We start from the raw sequence: 16,209 nt of genomic DNA on the forward strand, positions 1-16,209 counted from the left end.
TGAAGCCTTCTACAACGCACACCGCCCGCACAGGGCCCTGAAGCAAACCGCCCCATGCCGCCCGCTACCCCCACCCCTCACGCAACAAGCCCAACTCGCCCACCTGGAAGTCAGCCGACGAGACCGACTCAGCGAACCCTCCACGCATACCAACACGCGGCCTGACCTGCACGGATAATTTATCGGCACCCACAATGTCTCGCTACGGCGCTACAGAGCCGACTACTGCGCTCACGCCCTGGGAGTGCCCCGTCTGCCGCCCGGCGCAAAGGGGCTTTACCCCGCCTTGGCGTGGCAAGCCTCAGGCGACCGGAGAGCCCGAGTGATCACTGGCCTGCGAAGACGGCCGCCCTGCGTCGCCAACGTGGTCGGGCCTCCCCTGTCGCATGGGGAGCACGAAGCCGTGCTCCCACCTCGAAAGGGGGTCGGGAGCCATCAAGGGGTTCTTATGCCTCTCGATGGCGAGGGCATTCATACCGGCAGGGCGACCTCGGCGGCCTACGGTTGACGACGGCCCGCGGCGGCGCGGTACCGCGCGGCAGATCGACCGGATCGGGTGACGGACGAATCGGACGGGGTTGACCCATCTGCGAGTTGGGAGCACGAGGGCTCCCAGAGGGCTCCCCATCGCTCCCAGTCCGGGAACGACAAAGGCCGCCCCCGCTACCCGCGGAAACGGCCTCCGACCTGCGAAAACGCTGGTCGGAACGACAGGATTTGAACCTGCGACCCCTTGACCCCCAGCAGCGCGGCAATTCTCATTGTTTGCTCCACTTTAAGACTCTCGGCAGACCTGGCACACCGTCAAGCTCCATACGACGCCATACGCAGCAATCGTCAAGCGCTACGGAGTGCACCATGTGCCATCTGGGACCAACCAGGTCGCAGCCCAGCGCAGCTGCCGAGCCTTCGAGCCAATTACGGAGCCGACTCCATCATAGGCACCCGCAACCTCACTTGAGCAGTGCAGAATGCCCGATCCCTTCCGGCGATGAACCCGGCCACACCATCACGCCCTCGACAGCACCGACTGGCCGGAAGATTCCACTCCGCAATGATCAAGAAGGTGCCGCGCTCTCCGCAAACCCAATCCAAAGGCTCCGTCCACTGCAGCGGTGACTGAAGCAGTCAACCCCCATTACGCTGCCTTTGGGAATAGGAGTCGCACGGTTTCCCACCTGGGATCATCGTTTGGTTGTCCACAGTCCTCCGCAGGCCACGAGAGGAGATGGTGTCCGGGTGCCTCGCCGCGAAAACTACATGACGCCTGGCGACGAAACACCCCGTACGCTCCCGCCAGAGATCGCTGAGTCCGAGTCAGTCATGGCGCTCATCGAGCGGGGAAAGGCTGAGGGACAGATCGCCGGCGACGACGTACGCCGGGCCTTCGAGGCTGACCAGATTCCGCCGACCCAGTGGAAAGACATACTGCGCAGCCTCAACCAGGTCCTCGACGAGGAGGGTGTGATGCTGATGGTCAGTGCCGCAGAGGCACCCCAGCGCACTCGCAAGAGTGTCGCAGCGAAGAGCCCGGCGAAGCACACCCCCACCAAGACCGCTACGGCTGAGAAGGACACCACATCCACCCAAACCTCGCACCTGGCTGAGGCCCCAGGCGTTACGGGCGACAAGGTCATCACTAGCCATAGCCACAAGACAGTCCCAGCCGAATTGTCTGACCTCAGCACCCACGAGGACACGCCTGCCGCCTCATTGGCGCTATCGACAGGCCTCGAGTGGATCTTTCGTGAATTGGGGCCTCCCCCTGGCAAGCCGCTACACAAGAACGACTCCAAGACCGGAGGGGGTGGAAATCAGCCATGACTGATCAAGCATCGCAGCAGCCAGACAGCCTCGAGATCGCGCTCCAGTGGGCAGAGCTTCCTCCCGAGCATCTCAAGATCGCATTGCAGGCACTCGAACCGGAACTTGCCAGACAACACCAGCTCAGGCTATTACGAGCTCAGTTGGAAGCCCAAGAGGCGAAGGAACGAAGGAGTCACCTCTTGTACCTCGGCGGGCTGGTCGGCGGCTTCTTCATCGTCGTAGCAATGCTCACCGGTGCCGTGATCGTCGGCACCAAGGGCCTGCCATGGCTTTCAGCGATGCTTGCAGGGCCAAGCGTACTTTCGCTAGCCGGGCTATTCGTGTTACGCCGGACCGAGTCCGATTCGGCCCGGCACGTCGCAGCCGCACATGGTGCTGCCCTCGACACTGCTTCACAGCCTGGGGCTGGCAGCAACAGTGGGCTCGTGTAGTGACTCCGCCGTAGTTACGTTCGCGGTGGGACCAGACCAGTGATATCGCCCTGAGCCATCCGACCAGGAGCTATCAGGGGCCGCCGTCCAGCCGGGTCACGACCCGCCGTAGCGGCGCGCGGGCCGGCCGTGCCGGACCAGCACGGTGACGGTGGCCGCCAGGAACAGGAGCTGGGTGGCCGTTCGTGGACCGAGCTGGTCCCACCAGGGGACGTCGCCGCCGGCCGCGTACACGTTGGCAGGGAACATCACGACCAGCAGCAGGCCGAGCACGGCAGCCGACGCCCGGGTCGTCTTCGACCACAGCAGCCCGATGGCGCATGTGAGTTCGGCGATGCCGCTCAGGGTGACGAGCAGCCCGGGGAAGGGAAGGGCCGGCGGCACCATCGCTATGAGCTGCTCGCGCATCCCGATGAAGTGCGCGCCGCCGGTGAGGGCGAACATGGCGGCCAGGCCGCCGCGCAAGGCGACGGCCGGGCGGCGGAGCCGTGCAGCTCCGAGCGCCCCGACGAGCAGCAGCAGGCCGGTGATGGCGGCGAGGGTGAGGAGGGGTTCCACGGATGGCCTCCCGTCTCAGCCGGACTCACCGGTCACCGCGGCGGCCGACCTGCCAACCGTCTCCGGGTCGATCTGCTGGATCTGGACGACGACTCCGTCCGGGTCGGTGACGCGGATGCTGCGGCCGAAGTCCTCGTCGACGAGGTCGTAGGCGTAGCCGGTGCGTTCGAGCCGCAGCGCGACCTCCTCCAGCGGCTCATCCGTCGTGAAGCCGAGTTCGGCGGTGCCGGGCGGGCGCCCCTTCGACACCGCCGCGTCGTGGATGCCGACGGCGCCCGCGGCAGCGGTCAGCCGGACCCAGACAGCTGCGCCAGGCTCCTGCCGGACGTCGAGCCCCAGCCCGGCGTAGAAGTGCCTCGACGCCTCGACGTCGGCCACATACCTGATGGGAAGAACGGTCAGCATGGTGTACCTCGCTCTGATGTCTCCGAGTGGTGCGGACAGCGTCCCGCGGGGCGCCCTGGTGGGCGTTGTACATTCGCCGGGAGCGACGCGATCCGCCGACCGGAGGGGGCAAGATGACGCAATCCGTCATGCTCGACGCGTTGGACCGTCGCCTGGTCCACGCGCTTCAGCTGGACGGACGGGCGCCGTTCAGCAGGATCGCCGCCGTGCTCGGGGTGCCGGAGCGCACCGTGACGCGCCGCTACCACCGGCTGCGGTCGGCCATGGTCGTCCGGGTCGTGGGACTTGTCGACAGCTCGCGCATCGGCATGCTCGACTGGTTCGTCCGCGTCGACTGCGCACCCGACGCGGTGGACGCGCTGATTGCCGTCCTCGCCCACCGAGATGACACCTCGTGGGTCGCGGCGCTCGCCGGTGGAAGCCGTCTGGCCTGCATGGTCCGTACTCCAGGGGCAGGGGCGGCCGGCGGGCGTCCGTTCTTCGAGCACCTCGCCCGTACCCCGGGGGTGAGGGACATGGAGGCGAGCTGCGTCCTGCGGCCGGTAGCCGGGGTTGGAGGCTGGGCGGGCCGGACAAGCGCCCTGAGCAAGGCCGAGCAAGCCCGGCTGCGCCGGCTGGCGGCATTGGATGACCGGGAGGTGCGGCAGGAGGCCGCCGGCGAGCCGGTCGACAGGGGCGGGCCGGTCGATTGGGACGAGGCCGACTTCCGGCTGGTGGGCGAGCTGGCCAGGGACGGCCGGGCGGACGTGCGACGGCTGGCAGCCGCCACCGGGTGGTCGGCCTCGACCGTGCGCCGGCGCATCGCACGGCTGCGCGCCACCCGAATGCTGCACTTCGAGGTGGACGTGGACCCCGCCCACTTCGGCTCCCCCATCGAGGCGTTGCTGTGGTTGGAGGTGGCGCCGTCGGCGCTGGGCACGGTGGCCGATGCGTTGTCCCACCACGCGCCGGTCGCCTTCGCCGCCGTCACCACGGGTCCGGCATCCGTCTTCGCCATGGTTCAGTGCCGCGACACCGGCGTGCTGTACGACTACCTCGCCCGCGAGCTGAGCGGTCTGCCGGGCATCGGCCGCACGGAGACAGCCCTCGTGCAGCACCGCACCAAGCGGGCGGGCCCCCTGCTCATGCCGACCCCGCCAGCAGGGCGCGCACGAAGAGCCTGAAGCCCCTACGGAGCCTGAAGTGGCCGGTACTCCCTCTGAGTCGCGTCACCACACAGCGCAGCGCATTGCTTTCTCCCTCCAGGGCCCGCCCCGCAATTCACCCCAGACCGTCGAAGTCAGCGTCCGTGCTGCGGCCCCCTGCCCACCGCCTCCACCAACGGCCCCGCAGCGGATGCCTGCGGTTGCCAGCCCAGCTGCACCTGCTGCAACTGACACCGAAGGACAGCCATGCCCCGCCGCATGCCCGCCCGCGTCCGCACCGCCTACGGAGATGGCCGCAACCCGCCTCGCCGTACAGCCCGCCGACCGCTGGCACCACCTGAGCCGGTCACACATCCTCTCCCAGCCCTGGCCTTCGCCGTCAGTGCTGCGGGTCGAGTGGCTGGACCCGCCGAAGCGGCGCTACGTACGCGGCACAGGGCGAGTTGAGGAGCTGAGTGGCCGTGCTGCGGCAGCTGGGCAGGGAGGCGTTGGAGCGCCGGGGGACAACGCAGCCGCCGTTATCTCGAGGTTGAGCCTGCCCCTCGCCCAGATACTGCCGGGAGGCGGTGTTGAGGGCGACGTAACAGGTACTCCGCTCCTCGGCTTCTCCGCTGGCACCGCGACCTCTTACGCCGCCGCCACGCCAACGCCTCCCGCCCCAAACGGCCAGGACGACCACCCACCCACCGCAGCATCCAAACCCTCATCCTGCGCATGGGACGAGAAAACCCGAGCTGGGGATACAGAAGGATCCACGGCGAACTCGCCACCCTCGGGGTCAAATTAGCCCCCTCCGCGGTATGGGAGATCCTCCAGCGCAACGGCATCGATCCCGCACCCCAGCGCGACCGCCAGACCTGGACCACCTTCCTCCGCGGCCAAGCACACGCAATTCTTGCAGGCCGGCCTGTGATGCAAGGCGAGCCGCGCTCGAGCCGGGCCCGCCGCTTCCTCTCCCTGCATCCAGTCGAGTGGCCTGCCCGCGGCGAGTGCGAACGGATGCCAGGGCCCGGCAGTTCGCCTGGTTACCGTGCGTGCATGAATCCGGAGCAAACTCGTCTCGCCTTGGTCCTCAATGGGGGAGTCAGCCTCGCGGTTTGGATGGGGGGAGTGACGCACGAGTTGGACCTGTTGAGGAGGGCATCCCGCGGTCTCCAATCCGGCCAGCCGGAATCTGTCGCGAAAGCCGATCAGGTGTGCTTCGACCTCTGGCAACAGGTTATGCACCGAGCTCACACACACGTCCTTGTGGATGTCATCGCAGGCACGTCCGCAGGCGGTCTGAATGGCTCGCTGTTTGCCGCCGCCATCGGCCGGGGAACGGCACTGCCCAATTTGCGGAAGACCTGGCAGGATGCGGCGGCGCTTACGGACGACCGGCTGCTTGGGGCCCCGCCGTACAACAGCGTCCTCGACGGACGGTACTTCGAGCACGAGATTGGGAAGATCCTGCGTGGGATGGCCGGGAGCCCGTGTGCGGCCGAGCCGGTGACTCTCTTCGTCACCGCGACCGCGCTCGACGGCCTTCCGGAGTACCTGCGGGACGGCTTCGGCGGCCGGTTCGAGGTCGCCGACCACCGCCGGATCTACAAGTTCCAGCACGACCCGCATGCCGTGGTTTTCCGGAAGACCGGAGCCGAGTGCGATGTGTGGAAACCGCAAAGCGCCGGCCGCAGAGACTTCCTCGACGACCAGGTTCTGGAGCGGCTGCAGCTGGCGGCCCGTGCCTCCGCCGGCTTCCCGGTGGCCTTTGCGCCTGTGGACGAGTCGCCGCTGCTGCAGCAGAGAGTGCGGCCCGCCCCGGAGATCCCGAGCCGGAGGCGGGACCGGGCTAGCTGGATCGTCGACGGCGGGCTGCTGAACAATGCCCCTTTCGGGCCGGTTTTGGAGGCCATCGGGGACCGGCGTGTGGACGGGCCCGTGCGGCGCGTCGTCGTCTACATCGTGCCGTCAGCCGGGGTCACCCAGCGACATGTCGAGAGCAAGCTGCCCTGCAAGGCGACCGAGTGGCCGTCGGTGCTTGGCACAGCCATCAGCTACCCACGGGAGGCCGACTTCCGCTCCGGGGCAGCCGAGCTGCTGGAGCGGATGAACCGGCAGTCGTTCGACCGCCATCTGGAGATCTTCATCCGCCAGGTCGAACCGCCGAAGGACCAGGACGATCGCGAGGAGGACCTGGGCAGGCTCGCCGAATCCCTGTTCCGCGAGTACCGGAGAAGCCGGATCAGAGGCGCCGTATGGAAGGTACGGCAGCTGCGCGAGGAGGGACGCGGCGTACGCTCCCTGGTGGTCATCCCGCACGAAGACGTCGCCTCAATCCTCGGCAACGGCCCACGGCCCGCATGGGTGCCTGAATCCGCTGACGCCCTGAACACGCCGAAATGTGAGCCGTGGGTGTGGGGCGGCAGCGCGGCCGAGCGCCTGATGTGGACCCTCGTCAGCGACATCGAGCGAAGGCTCAGGGCTAGCGCCGCAGGGCCAGACTCCCCGCCATGTGCATCGAACGAGGAGGAGGCCGAAAGCCGCCGACGGAAGCAGTCGGCCCTGACCGGTGCTCTGGGCGAACTGAGTTCGTGCGTCAGAATTGTGCGATCTGTGCAGGACACCGTCTTCGGCCTGATCCGCAACGCGGCCGAGATCCGCGGCGATCCAGACGAACGCCTCGGTCCAGAGCACGGGCCCACCACTCTGCTGAACACGATTTACCAGGACCTCGGGCTCTCGGACGTCCTGGGCGAGCAAGTACGCAAGTCCATTGAGGCCTACAACAGCGCCGTCCATACGGCCGACGACGCCGGAGCAGAGCGCCGGATCGTGACAACGCTGCGCTCTTGCCTCATCGCGGAGGTCGCAGCGCAGGCCTTCGCCTCCCGTGAGGAACTGACAGAGCACACACCACAATTCGAGTTCCTGCGGCTGGGCCCCGACGACCATAGCCCCCTGTTTCCGCTGGACAAGTACGCGCCCCTCGGCGAACGCAAGCTCTACGGCATCCGGCTCAACCACTTCGGTGCCTTCGTGAAGCCCGAGTGGCGCGCCTCCGACTTCACATGGGGACGGCTCGACGCCTCGCACCACCTGCTGCGGCTGTTCATCTCGGACCACCAGCAACGGCAGCTCATCGAGACAGAGATGCACGAGGCCATTCTCCAAGCCGAGATCGGAAAGGAGCAGATGCGCCGCAATCTCGACGAGCTGGCCGAGCCCAAGGAATCCGAGCTGTTCAAGAACTACTTGGACACGAAGACCGGACGACACACGACCGGCAGGGTGGTAGAAGCGGTGCTGCGCATCCTGGTGGGTAAGGGGTCCCCGGTCAGCGGCGCCAAGGCCGAGGCCGGCAAGGTCATGTTCCGGCGAGCCTTCGGGCGCCGGGTCGAAGCATGGCAGTGGTTGGGGCCTTCCCGGCTGGTCTGCTCACCGGCGCGATGGCTGTGGTGGCGGCGGGTCAGGAAGGACCCGGCGATGACCATGCGGACGACGCTGTGGGCAGCCATTATGGCCTTCGTCTCGGCAATAGGCGGTGCCTTCGGACTGTCTGTCCTGGTCCGCTACTTCTGGAAGGATTCTTGGAGCTGGGCTATCCAGCTGGTCACGGCCGCAGCGGGCATGGCTGTACTCCTCCTCATGGAATTCGCCTTCACCTCCCTCTGCTGCTGGATCGCCAAGCGCGCCCAGCCGCGGACCACATCCGCGTCCTCGACCGACGATGAGTCCACCTCGCAGCCAGAGGATGCCGCCACCACAGCGTGACCTCGCCTCGCGAGCAGCGGTCATCGGCGGGTGTGGTTGAGGCGGTTGAACTTGGTCGTCGCGGCATCAAGGCTGACACCGAATCAGCCGTTAGGGCGCGCCTTGCGGATGCGTACTCCAGGCCGTAGGGGCGCTCCTGTTCGTCGTCTGGCGTTGTGGTTACCGGGACTCTTACAGAAAGCCCCGGCGTTCACGCCGGGGATGAATGCATCTCAGGACTGCTCTGACCTGCACTCTAGAGTGGGCGTTTTTGCTGCTCGATGTACTGACGGACGATCGCCAATGGTGCTCCACCGCACGATGCGGAGAAGTACGAGGGCGACCACAGGTGTCCGTGCATGATGGCGGGGTTGATGCGGCCGGTGAACTCCTGGCGTATCCGGCGGGCGGAGACGCCCTTGAGGCTGTTGACCAGCTTGGAGACGGCGACCTTGGGCGGGTAGTTGCTTCACACCCGCTTCCGGCGCTTGCCAAGGACAGGACCTTCGACCGCATGCTCCAGACCGCGCGGGCGCAGGCGGACACCACAGGCGACATCGACGGGTTGGTCTCGGTCGACTCCGCCGTCGTGCTGGCCCACCAGCATGCCGCCGGGGCCCGGAAAGGGGGCTCTGCAGCCAGGCGATCGGCCGGTCCAGAGCGGACTGACCAGCAAGATCCATCTGGTTGTCCATACGCACAGGGGAGCTTCCGGCTTGTGCCGCAGCGGAATGGCTGGACGCCAAGCCTTGCCCTCAGGGGCAACGTCAACAGGTGTGCAGGGAATAGACGCGCCGGAAAGCGGCTGATGACCGGCGAGCCGACGCGGCCGGGGAATCCGGCTGGGCTATTCAGGAAGCAGTTCTGCGGCGCGGTCGGCGACCTCCTGATGCAGGGCGTCGCGCACGGCCCGTACGGCGGGATGGGTGACCGCTTCCCGCCGCACGGCCAGCGTAATCGGCAGTCGGATGTCGACCTCATCGGTCAGCAGCCGCCGCAGCTGGGCCCGATGGGCGAGGAAGGCCGGCAGCACACCGATGCCGGCCCCCACGCAGGTGGCTTCGAGCTGAGCGAAGACGTTGGTGGAGGAGAACGCGGGAGTGACTCCCGGCAGGTGGCGTTCGATGTCCAGGTCGCCGACCTGGAGCATCGACTCGATGTAGAAGATCAGCGCGTGTTCCCGCAGGTCGGCGAGGGTCTCGGGGGATCCGCACCGGGCGAGGTAAGCGTCGCTGGCGTACAGCCCCAGTGCGTAGTCGGTGAGGTGCTCGGTGACCAGTCGGCTCCCCGGCGTCCTGCCGATGGCCAGGGCGAGATCGAAGCCGGACGGGTGCAGGGTCAACTGCCGCGTCGCCGTGATGAGCTCAGTCTGCAGCCCGGGATGGCGTCGGCGTACCCGGGCCAGGGCGGGCGTGGCGAAGACGGTGCCGAAGCCGTCCGGGGCGTTCACCCGCACGGTGCCGTGAAGCGACGGCGTGTCCTGACCGGACACCGCGTCGACGACGCGGGATAGGGCGTCCTCGATCGCGCGTGCGCTCTCCGAGACGGCCTTACCGGCGTCCGTCAGGGCCCAGCCCTCGGAGCCGCGCTCCATCAGCCGGAGGCCGAGGCTCTTCTCCAGCGCGGTGATGCGGCGGGACACGGTGGTGTGGTCCACGCCGAGCGCATCGGCCGCGGCCACCAGACGCCCCGTACGAGCGACCGCGAGCAGGTAGCGAAGATCGTCCGCGCGGAGCCTGCGCGGATCAAGCCTGCTGTGGTCCGCCTGCGGAGGTGGGGCCGGATCCTCGGCTGGGCGGGAATCGGGGTGCACGGAACCACCGTATCTGCATTTCTGCACATCACGTCTGCACCATTGGCGATTGAACGCACAACCTCCCGGGCGTCACAGTCGAAAAGCCCCCGGCCGGAGCACCCAGCCACCCCTTCCTCCCACCGTTGAGAGGTTCTCCATGGTTGCCAGTCTGTCCCTGCCACGGATCATGCACGTCGGCCGCGGAGCCGCCGACGAGTTGGGCGACGTCATCACGGGACTGGGGCTGAGCCGCCCGCTCCTTGTGACGGACGCGTTCCTGGTCGGGACGGGTGCGGCGGAACACCTGAAGGCAACGCTCCAGAAGTCCGGACTGCACCCGCACCTGTTCTCCGACACCGTGCCCGACCCGACGACCGACTCCCTGGCCTCGGGCCTGAAGGCGTTGCACGACCACCGGGCGGACTCGGTGATCGGCTTCGGCGGCGGCAGCCCGATGGACACCGCCAAAGCCCTCGCCCTGCTCGGAGTACAGGGCGGTCGCATGCGCGACTACAAGGCCCCGCGGGTGAACCTCGGGCCCGCGCTCCCGGTGATCGCGGTCCCCACCACCGCCGGCAGCGGATCGGAAGCAACCCAGTTCACCGTCATCACCGACAGCGCCACGGACGAGAAGATGCTCTGCACGGGCCCGGCGTTCCTGCCGCTCGCCGCCGTGATCGACGCCGAACTGACCATGTCGATGCCGCCCCGGCTGACCGCCGACACCGGCATCGACGCACTCACCCACGCCGTCGAGGCGTACGTGAGCCGTAAGGGCAACCCCTTCTCCGACAGCCTCGCCCTCACCGCGATCGGCACCATCGGCCGCCACCTCCGCCCCGCCTACGCCGACGGCGGTGACGCCCAGGCCCGCGAGGCCCTGATGCTCGCCGCGACCCAAGCCGGCATCGCGTTCTCCAACTCCAGCGTCGCCCTCGTGCACGGCATGAGCCGCCCGATCGGCGCCCACTTCCACATCGCCCACGGCTTGTCGAACGCCATGCTCTTCCCCGCGGTGACCGCCTTCTCGGTGCACGCGGCGCCCGGCCGGTACGCCGACTGCGCCCGCGCCCTGGGAGCCGCGACCACCGCGGACGTCGACACCGTGGCCGCCGACAAGCTGGTCGACGCACTCGACGGCCTGTGCCGCGACCTGGCCGTACCCACGCCCCGCGACTACGGAATCGATCAGGAGGCGTGGAACCGCCTGACGCCCCTCATGGCCGAGCAGGCCCTCGCATCCGGCTCACCCGCCAACAACCCCGTCGTACCCACCGCCGACGAAATCCAGGAACTCTACTCCCGGATCTACGCCTGATTCCCCGCCGCCTCAAGGAGCCGCGATGACCACGACAGCAAACGCCCCCGCACACATCGACCACTACATCGGCGGCCGCCTCGACGACCGCGGCGCCACGCACCGCAGTGAGGTGTACGACCCCGCCATCGGTGGTCACCACGGCGGCGACCTGCTCATCGGTAACCGTCCTGGGCCGCCGGACCGCGCCATGTCACGCAGGCCTGCGATGAGGTGCTCGGCGAACCGCGCCCGCCAGCGGCCCACTGCATGCGGTGTCGAACCGAGCTGAGCGGCCACGCCCTTGTTCGTCGCCGAATTCCTGACTCAGAAGACCAAGGGTTGTCCCGCAACTGATCTTGGCATGAAGGTGGTTGGTCAGGGCTGGATCCTGGGGACCACTGAGGCGCCCCGCCGCCACGGTCACGTCGTTCTCGTGGACTGTCCCGGTTTGAGACTTGGTGTCCAAGGTGGCCCAGGGCGCGACGGGTGGCGGGCGGATCCGCCTGGGGAAATGAACGGCAGAGTCAGCCTGCTACGGTGCGCCGATGTCAGCGATCAAGAAGTTCCAAGTCACCTTTGACTGCGCAGAACCTGAGCGCCTCGCTCGTTTCTGGTGCGAGGTGTTGGGGTACGTCATACCGCCGCCACCGGAGGGGTTCACCACCTGGGACGATTTCAACCGCACCCTGCCTCCTGAGAAGCAGGGTTCATGGTTCGCCTGCAGTGATCCCTCAGGCGTGGGCCCGCGCCTGTACTTCCAGCGCGTTCCCGAAGGCAAGATCGTCAAGAATCGGGTGCATCTCGACGTCCGGGCCGGCACCGGGCTCGTGGGGGACGAGCGCCTCGCCACGCTCGAAGCCGAGTGCGCACGACTGGTCGCGCTCGGTGCGACCCACGTGCGAACACTGTATGCCGATGAGGAAAACGAGTCGTGCATCCCGATGCTGGACATCGAGGGCAACGAGTTCTGTATCGACTGAGCACTCTCCGAGCCGGGGAGGTGGGAAGCCGCCTCCCTTGGGCCTCTCTGGTCTCGTATAGGGAGGGAGTTACCCCGTGAGGGCGAGGTTGTGCAGTCGGGCGATACCGAGCATGGCGGTGTGAACGCCGTCGCCTTTCAGGCGGCAGTCACGAAGGATCTTCCAGGTCTTCATCCGGGCGAAGGCGTGCTCGACGCGGGCGCGGACCTGCTTGTGGGACCGGTTGTGTTCCTCTTTCCAGTCCGGGAGTTCTTCGCCCTTGCGGCGACGGTGCGGAATGACCAGTCCGGTGCCCTGATAGCCGCCGTCGGCGATGGTCAATGTGTTGCCGACGGCGGCCTTGGCGCCGGACTCTTCCCAGCCGCGGGAGTCGTGCCGGTTGCCCGGCACGGTCGAGTCGAGAACTTCAGGCGACTGCGATCTCAGCCAGCGCGGTAACAGGCGCGCGCCGTGTCCAACATCCATGGACGGACCATGCCAGCAGCCACCGACAACGGGCCCGAGCCCCTTTGGCAAGACCAAGTGCTCGGCCACGACGCATGCACCACCACAGGCCCACCGGCTCCTTCAGCCACCCCCCCAGCCTCACCAGACAGCACCACCACCAGCAGCAGCAACGGCCAACAATCCGTCTCGCCGAACCCCGCACATAGGGGGAAGCCCTGACGGGCAGCGCTGGCTCATCGCCTCGAACGGGGCTCGCCGCTCAGCAATGGCCAGCCACCGCCGCAGGCGAGTCGTGATCGCAGGCGTACCGTGGATGGCGCGGCGCCTGAAGGGAGGCCATGAGTGAGCACAAAAGATCTCCCCGCCCCGGCCAGCAGATTGACCGCAGGCGACGACGAGCTCGACCACATCTACTGCTGCGACCCCAACCGCGGCCTCTGCGGCGCCGATCTTTCCGACGTCACCGACATCGTGGGCGACTGGGACGACGAAAACGATCCTTGCATCGTGTGCGCCGACCTCGAGCGGGTCGGCGCGCGATGCTGCCCCACCTGCACCAAATCACGCAGGTGATCACGCACGGGCGCACCCGCGCGTGCCAGTGTGCCCCGGCCTCCCGCCTGCCGAGCGGGCGTACCGCTGTGCGGTTGTGCGGCGTAGTGGAAACCGAGCGAGCCTCTCGGTTCGCAGTCGAACGGGAACCCTCGCAAGGGTCCCGCGGGTTCGAGAGGTAGCTGACCGAAACCGGGCACGCGGAGCCGCCTGAGCTGGCAGCCTGTACGGCGTGTACTCGCTCCGTTACCCGCCTCACGTAGAGGCCGTCTGGGACTCCCGCCCCGGCGACGCCAGGGTCGAATTCGACCGCGCACTCGCCGCCGTGTGCGAAGACCCTTTCGCGACCACCACGCCCCACCAGGCCGACGGCGACATCAAGCGGCTCCTCATCCTCGACCACACGCGAGCTGTACTGGTCGTCTTCAAACAGCCGCAGCGGGTACGCATCCTCGACCTGAAGTACCTCCGGTGAGCGAACTAGCCCCCGACCTGCCGTGGTCGGGGGCTTCAGCGTCATCTCAAGGCTCTTCACCGTCGGCAACTCCGGCGGCGCGTCAAGCGTCACCGCCGGGGACCCGGTACGTGAAGCGGCAAGGCCGAAGATCTTCCTCCGCTGGCTCCCAGTTCCGTAGATGCCTCACTTCTCCGCCGCTCGCCTTGTACGGGTCGATACGCGTATCGACCGCGATGTCGCTGACGACGTACAGGTCCACGGTGTTGGCCGGGTTGCGGGCATGCTCAACCTCGTTGATGGTCAGCTCCACGCTCGTGGGCGCGCCGGTCGTGCCCTTCACCTCCACATGCCGTTCCTCGCCCTTGCGGGTGCGGCGCAGGTCATACGGCATAACGCTCCACTGTCCAGCCCTGCGCTTGATAGTGGGCGACCGCCATGTCCTCCGCGTGCAGCTCGATCGCCTTGCGCTTCTTCGGGTCGGAGATGAAGCCGACGCCCCGCTTGGTCGCGCGGGCATCCGCCGCCTTGTGCTGGCTTGGCGGCACCTCGCCCAACTTGACCCGAGGGAAGGCGGCAGCCAGTGCTCGGGCGTCCTCTGTGGTCGCAGCGAGCCTGCGAAGAGGCGCGTAGGAGTGAGCTTCGTCAACCACCACTAGGTGAGGCAGGCGAGCCTCGAGGCATAACCGTCTAGCGATCAGTCCCGCCGCCACTGTCTTACCAATCCCGACGCGGAACTGCTCAACGAGCACAACGGTCGTTCCCCACGGCCGAAGCGACTGCGCCAACCCTCCACACCACCCGCCCGAGTCGAAAACTTCAGGCGACTGCGATCTCAGCCAGCGGGGTAACAGGCGCGCACCGTATCCAACATCCATGGACGGACCATGCCAGCAGCCACCGACAACGGGCCCGAGCCCCCTGGCATGACCAAGCGCTCGGCCGTGACGCATGCGTCACCGCAGCTCCACCGGCACCTGCCCAGCCGTCCCCAGCCTCACCACCATGCGGGGGGGTACTCCTCGAACTCCACATCCCGCTACCAGTAAAGATCGTCCCGGACGGGCAGCGCTGGCTCATCGCCTCGGACGGGCGCGCCGTCAACTGGGGCAGACGACTTGATAGCTCAACGCTTCCGGACGATGCTGGTGAGGCTGAGGATGAAGAAGACACCGAGAGCCCAGATGGCGACGCCAAGAATTCGACCCAGCACCTGGAACCCGGGGTGAACCGAGCAGCCGTTCTGCACAGAATTTTCGAACAGCGGGAGAGCGTAGTTCAGGCCGACAGCGATTTCGGCTAGTGTCCCGCAGCTCTTGCTCGAACTGGCATATGCGGCACCCTCCCAGAAAATGCTTACGCTTGGGATGATGCAAAGTACGGCAATGGGTATCAGGGAATACCAAAGCAATCTATGAGGTTTATAGCCGTACTTGCCCGCGACATTAGTGATCTTCTGCCATCGCAGTGCCCAGCCACTCAGGCCTATCTCGCCTTTTCGGTCAATTTCATCGTCGCCTCTGGCGAGGAGGATTTCACGAGCATCCACCTCGCGGCCGGCTGTCTGGTACGCTTCGGCGAGTTGCTGATACGGCTGGGCGGAATATTTAGGGGTTTTATCCTTGTCCCTTAGCCTACCCCTCCAATCCTTTCGATTCATGCCGTCTGGCGTTCCAGCGTAGGTCAGCCCTGCTAGATTCGCTTCTCCTCCAGGGTCTTCCAAAGTCAAGGTGCCGCCGACCCTAAGGTCGCTCGCATTCAATACGAGGCCGCCGGTTCGATTGATAAGCGTGAAACTCGAGCAGTCCAACGGGCCGGTGATGTTTCCTTCGTTGAGGTTGACAGTGCCGTCGTTTCCAGAACCTTCCGCTTCGAATCCCTTCCGAATAAACACGTGGCCGTTTACGTGTATGCAGTCGGCGTTGAGCGCTGGTCCGGCATGGCTGCGCAGTATGGCGCCGTCGCATTCGAGTCCGCCCACAAGAGCCCCACGCAGGGATACGGAATTTTGTTCACTGTGTCCTTCTTCGCGAGGGTGAGGCTTGTAGTCTTTCAGTAGGACGCTTCCTTCGACCCACACGCCGTCTGCCTGGAGGGCGGGGCCCGAGCCGTTGTCGAACTGCGCGGCGCAACAGGACGCTCTGGCCGCATCGAAGTCCATCAGCATGCAACGCTGGCCCGATACCGTCGTTCGTAAGCTTCGCTCCATAGCACTCCAGCTTGTAGATCTGGGCGTTGCAGAGATCGACCGCACTGTCGGAGGAGTGAACTTCAACGCGAGACTGGAAGAGGTCCACTTTGTGCGCCATCAACTGATTGGCGTCTATGCAACCGGCCACCTCGCAGTCTTTAACAACGAGGTCACGAACGCGAGCGTCACGTGCAAGCAAACCTTGGGGGAGTTCGCAGTCGGACAGCTCGATTACCGAATCGTCTAGCGGAAGGTGGGCGAGGTCGAGCCGACCTTCGATCTGCGCACCACTTAGTCGCACAACGACAGGGCCAGCGTCCGGCCGTCCTGCTGTCAAACGGCCGATGATGTTGCGGAGCACTTGCGCGCGGACGACGGGTCTCCTGCCCTGC

General features: G+C 66.7%; 14 protein-coding genes and 3 pseudogenes. 9 read left to right on the forward strand and 8 right to left on the reverse strand.

What is annotated here, in order from left to right:
• Positions 1–1,260: 1,260 nt before the first annotated feature.
• A pseudogene (locus JK363_RS34675) lies at positions 1,261–1,594 on the forward strand (RNA polymerase sigma factor region1.1 domain-containing protein); the annotation flags it as partial.
• Between the two features lie 226 nt (positions 1,595–1,820).
• A complete protein-coding gene (locus JK363_RS34680; protein WP_201881443.1) occupies positions 1,821–2,258 on the forward strand; it encodes a hypothetical protein in 438 nt (145 codons plus the stop codon).
• A 96-nt stretch (positions 2,259–2,354) separates the two neighbouring features.
• Here the strand turns inward: JK363_RS34680 and JK363_RS34685 are convergent, their stop codons facing one another.
• Both JK363_RS34685 and JK363_RS34690 read right to left on the reverse strand, forming a co-directional pair.
• A complete protein-coding gene (locus JK363_RS34685) occupies positions 2,355–2,816 on the reverse strand; it encodes a DoxX family protein (protein ID WP_201881445.1) in 462 nt (153 codons plus the stop codon).
• Positions 2,817–2,831: 15 nt separating this feature from the next.
• Positions 2,832–3,221: a VOC family protein gene (locus JK363_RS34690; RefSeq protein WP_201881447.1), complete on the reverse strand. Its 390-nt coding sequence runs from the start codon at positions 3,219–3,221 to the stop codon at positions 2,832–2,834.
• A gap of 113 nt (positions 3,222–3,334) precedes the next feature.
• On the opposite strand from JK363_RS34690, the gene JK363_RS34695 reads away from it, so the two are divergent.
• Positions 3,335–4,384, forward strand: coding sequence for an Lrp/AsnC family transcriptional regulator (locus tag JK363_RS34695; protein WP_201881449.1), 1,050 nt, complete (start codon positions 3,335–3,337; stop codon positions 4,382–4,384).
• 1,020 nt (positions 4,385–5,404) lie between these two features.
• Positions 5,405–8,119 carry a DUF3376 domain-containing protein gene (locus JK363_RS34700; protein ID WP_201881450.1) on the forward strand — a complete coding sequence of 905 codons (2,715 nt, stop codon included), beginning with the start codon at positions 5,405–5,407 and terminating at the stop codon, positions 8,117–8,119.
• Positions 8,120–8,354: 235 nt separating this feature from the next.
• On the opposite strand, the pseudogene tnpA reads toward JK363_RS34700, so the two are convergent.
• Positions 8,355–8,561: pseudogene (gene tnpA, locus JK363_RS34705) on the reverse strand (IS200/IS605 family transposase); the annotation flags it as partial.
• Positions 8,562–8,945: 384 nt separating this feature from the next.
• On the reverse strand, positions 8,946–9,911 hold the full coding sequence (locus tag JK363_RS34710; RefSeq protein WP_201881451.1) for a LysR family transcriptional regulator: 966 nt from the start codon (positions 9,909–9,911) through the stop codon (positions 8,946–8,948).
• A gap of 139 nt (positions 9,912–10,050) precedes the next feature.
• Between JK363_RS34710 and JK363_RS34715 the strand changes: the two genes are divergently transcribed.
• The 3 genes from JK363_RS34715 to JK363_RS34725 all read left to right on the forward strand — a co-directional run bounded on the left by JK363_RS34715 (position 10,051) and on the right by JK363_RS34725 (position 12,173).
• Positions 10,051–11,211: an iron-containing alcohol dehydrogenase gene (locus JK363_RS34715; protein WP_201881452.1), complete on the forward strand. Its 1,161-nt coding sequence runs from the start codon at positions 10,051–10,053 to the stop codon at positions 11,209–11,211.
• A gap of 25 nt (positions 11,212–11,236) precedes the next feature.
• Positions 11,237–11,482, forward strand: a complete 246-nt coding sequence (locus tag JK363_RS34720; protein ID WP_201881453.1) for a hypothetical protein — start codon at positions 11,237–11,239, stop codon at positions 11,480–11,482.
• 256 nt (positions 11,483–11,738) lie between these two features.
• Positions 11,739–12,173: a VOC family protein gene (locus JK363_RS34725; RefSeq protein ID WP_201881454.1), complete on the forward strand. Its 435-nt coding sequence runs from the start codon at positions 11,739–11,741 to the stop codon at positions 12,171–12,173.
• Between the two features lie 69 nt (positions 12,174–12,242).
• On the opposite strand, the pseudogene JK363_RS34730 reads toward JK363_RS34725, so the two are convergent.
• Positions 12,243–12,560: pseudogene (locus tag JK363_RS34730) on the reverse strand (transposase); the annotation flags it as partial.
• A 402-nt stretch (positions 12,561–12,962) separates the two neighbouring features.
• Here JK363_RS34730 and JK363_RS34735 point away from each other — a divergent pair.
• Together JK363_RS34735 and JK363_RS34740 are read left to right on the forward strand one after the other, a co-directional pair.
• On the forward strand, positions 12,963–13,193 hold the full coding sequence (locus tag JK363_RS34735) for a hypothetical protein (RefSeq protein ID WP_201881455.1): 231 nt from the start codon (positions 12,963–12,965) through the stop codon (positions 13,191–13,193).
• A gap of 211 nt (positions 13,194–13,404) precedes the next feature.
• Positions 13,405–13,647, forward strand: a complete 243-nt coding sequence (locus tag JK363_RS34740) for a hypothetical protein (RefSeq protein ID WP_201881456.1) — start codon at positions 13,405–13,407, stop codon at positions 13,645–13,647.
• Between the two features lie 82 nt (positions 13,648–13,729).
• On the opposite strand, the gene JK363_RS43130 is transcribed toward JK363_RS34740, so the two are convergent.
• From JK363_RS43130 to JK363_RS34750, 3 genes are all read right to left on the reverse strand, one after another.
• Positions 13,730–14,020, reverse strand: a complete 291-nt coding sequence (locus JK363_RS43130; RefSeq protein WP_236076335.1) for a protein NO VEIN domain-containing protein — start codon at positions 14,018–14,020, stop codon at positions 13,730–13,732.
• On the reverse strand, positions 14,010–14,378 hold the full coding sequence (locus JK363_RS43135) for a hypothetical protein (RefSeq protein ID WP_236076336.1): 369 nt from the start codon (positions 14,376–14,378) through the stop codon (positions 14,010–14,012). Before JK363_RS43135 ends, JK363_RS43130 begins: the two co-directional genes overlap by 11 nt.
• A gap of 374 nt (positions 14,379–14,752) precedes the next feature.
• The gene (locus tag JK363_RS34750; protein ID WP_201881457.1) at positions 14,753–15,793 is read right to left on the reverse strand and encodes a hypothetical protein; all 1,041 of its coding nucleotides are present in this window, start codon (positions 15,791–15,793) and stop codon (positions 14,753–14,755) included.
• Positions 15,794–16,209: the final 416 nt, after the last annotated feature.

The sequence above is a fragment of the Streptomyces coffeae genome (assembly GCF_016741875.1).
Lineage (GTDB): Bacteria > Actinomycetota > Actinomycetes > Streptomycetales > Streptomycetaceae > Streptomyces > Streptomyces coffeae.

Bases quoted from the DNA above. Each gene is read 5' to 3' on its own strand.
- JK363_RS34720 (WP_201881453.1), top strand. From the start codon at position 11,237: ATGACCACGACAGCAAACGCCCCCGCACACATCGACCACTACATCGGC.
- JK363_RS34690 (WP_201881447.1), bottom strand. From the start codon at position 3,221: ATGCTGACCGTTCTTCCCATCAGGTATGTGGCCGACGTCGAGGCGTCG.
- JK363_RS34695 (WP_201881449.1), top strand. From the start codon at position 3,335: ATGACGCAATCCGTCATGCTCGACGCGTTGGACCGTCGCCTGGTCCAC.
- JK363_RS34700 (WP_201881450.1), top strand. From the start codon at position 5,405: ATGAATCCGGAGCAAACTCGTCTCGCCTTGGTCCTCAATGGGGGAGTC.
- JK363_RS34680 (WP_201881443.1), top strand. From the start codon at position 1,821: ATGACTGATCAAGCATCGCAGCAGCCAGACAGCCTCGAGATCGCGCTC.
- JK363_RS43130 (WP_236076335.1), bottom strand. From the start codon at position 14,020: ATGCCGTATGACCTGCGCCGCACCCGCAAGGGCGAGGAACGGCATGTG.
- JK363_RS34715 (WP_201881452.1), top strand. From the start codon at position 10,051: ATGGTTGCCAGTCTGTCCCTGCCACGGATCATGCACGTCGGCCGCGGA.
- JK363_RS34725 (WP_201881454.1), top strand. From the start codon at position 11,739: ATGTCAGCGATCAAGAAGTTCCAAGTCACCTTTGACTGCGCAGAACCT.
- JK363_RS34750 (WP_201881457.1), bottom strand. From the start codon at position 15,793: ATGCTGATGGACTTCGATGCGGCCAGAGCGTCCTGTTGCGCCGCGCAG.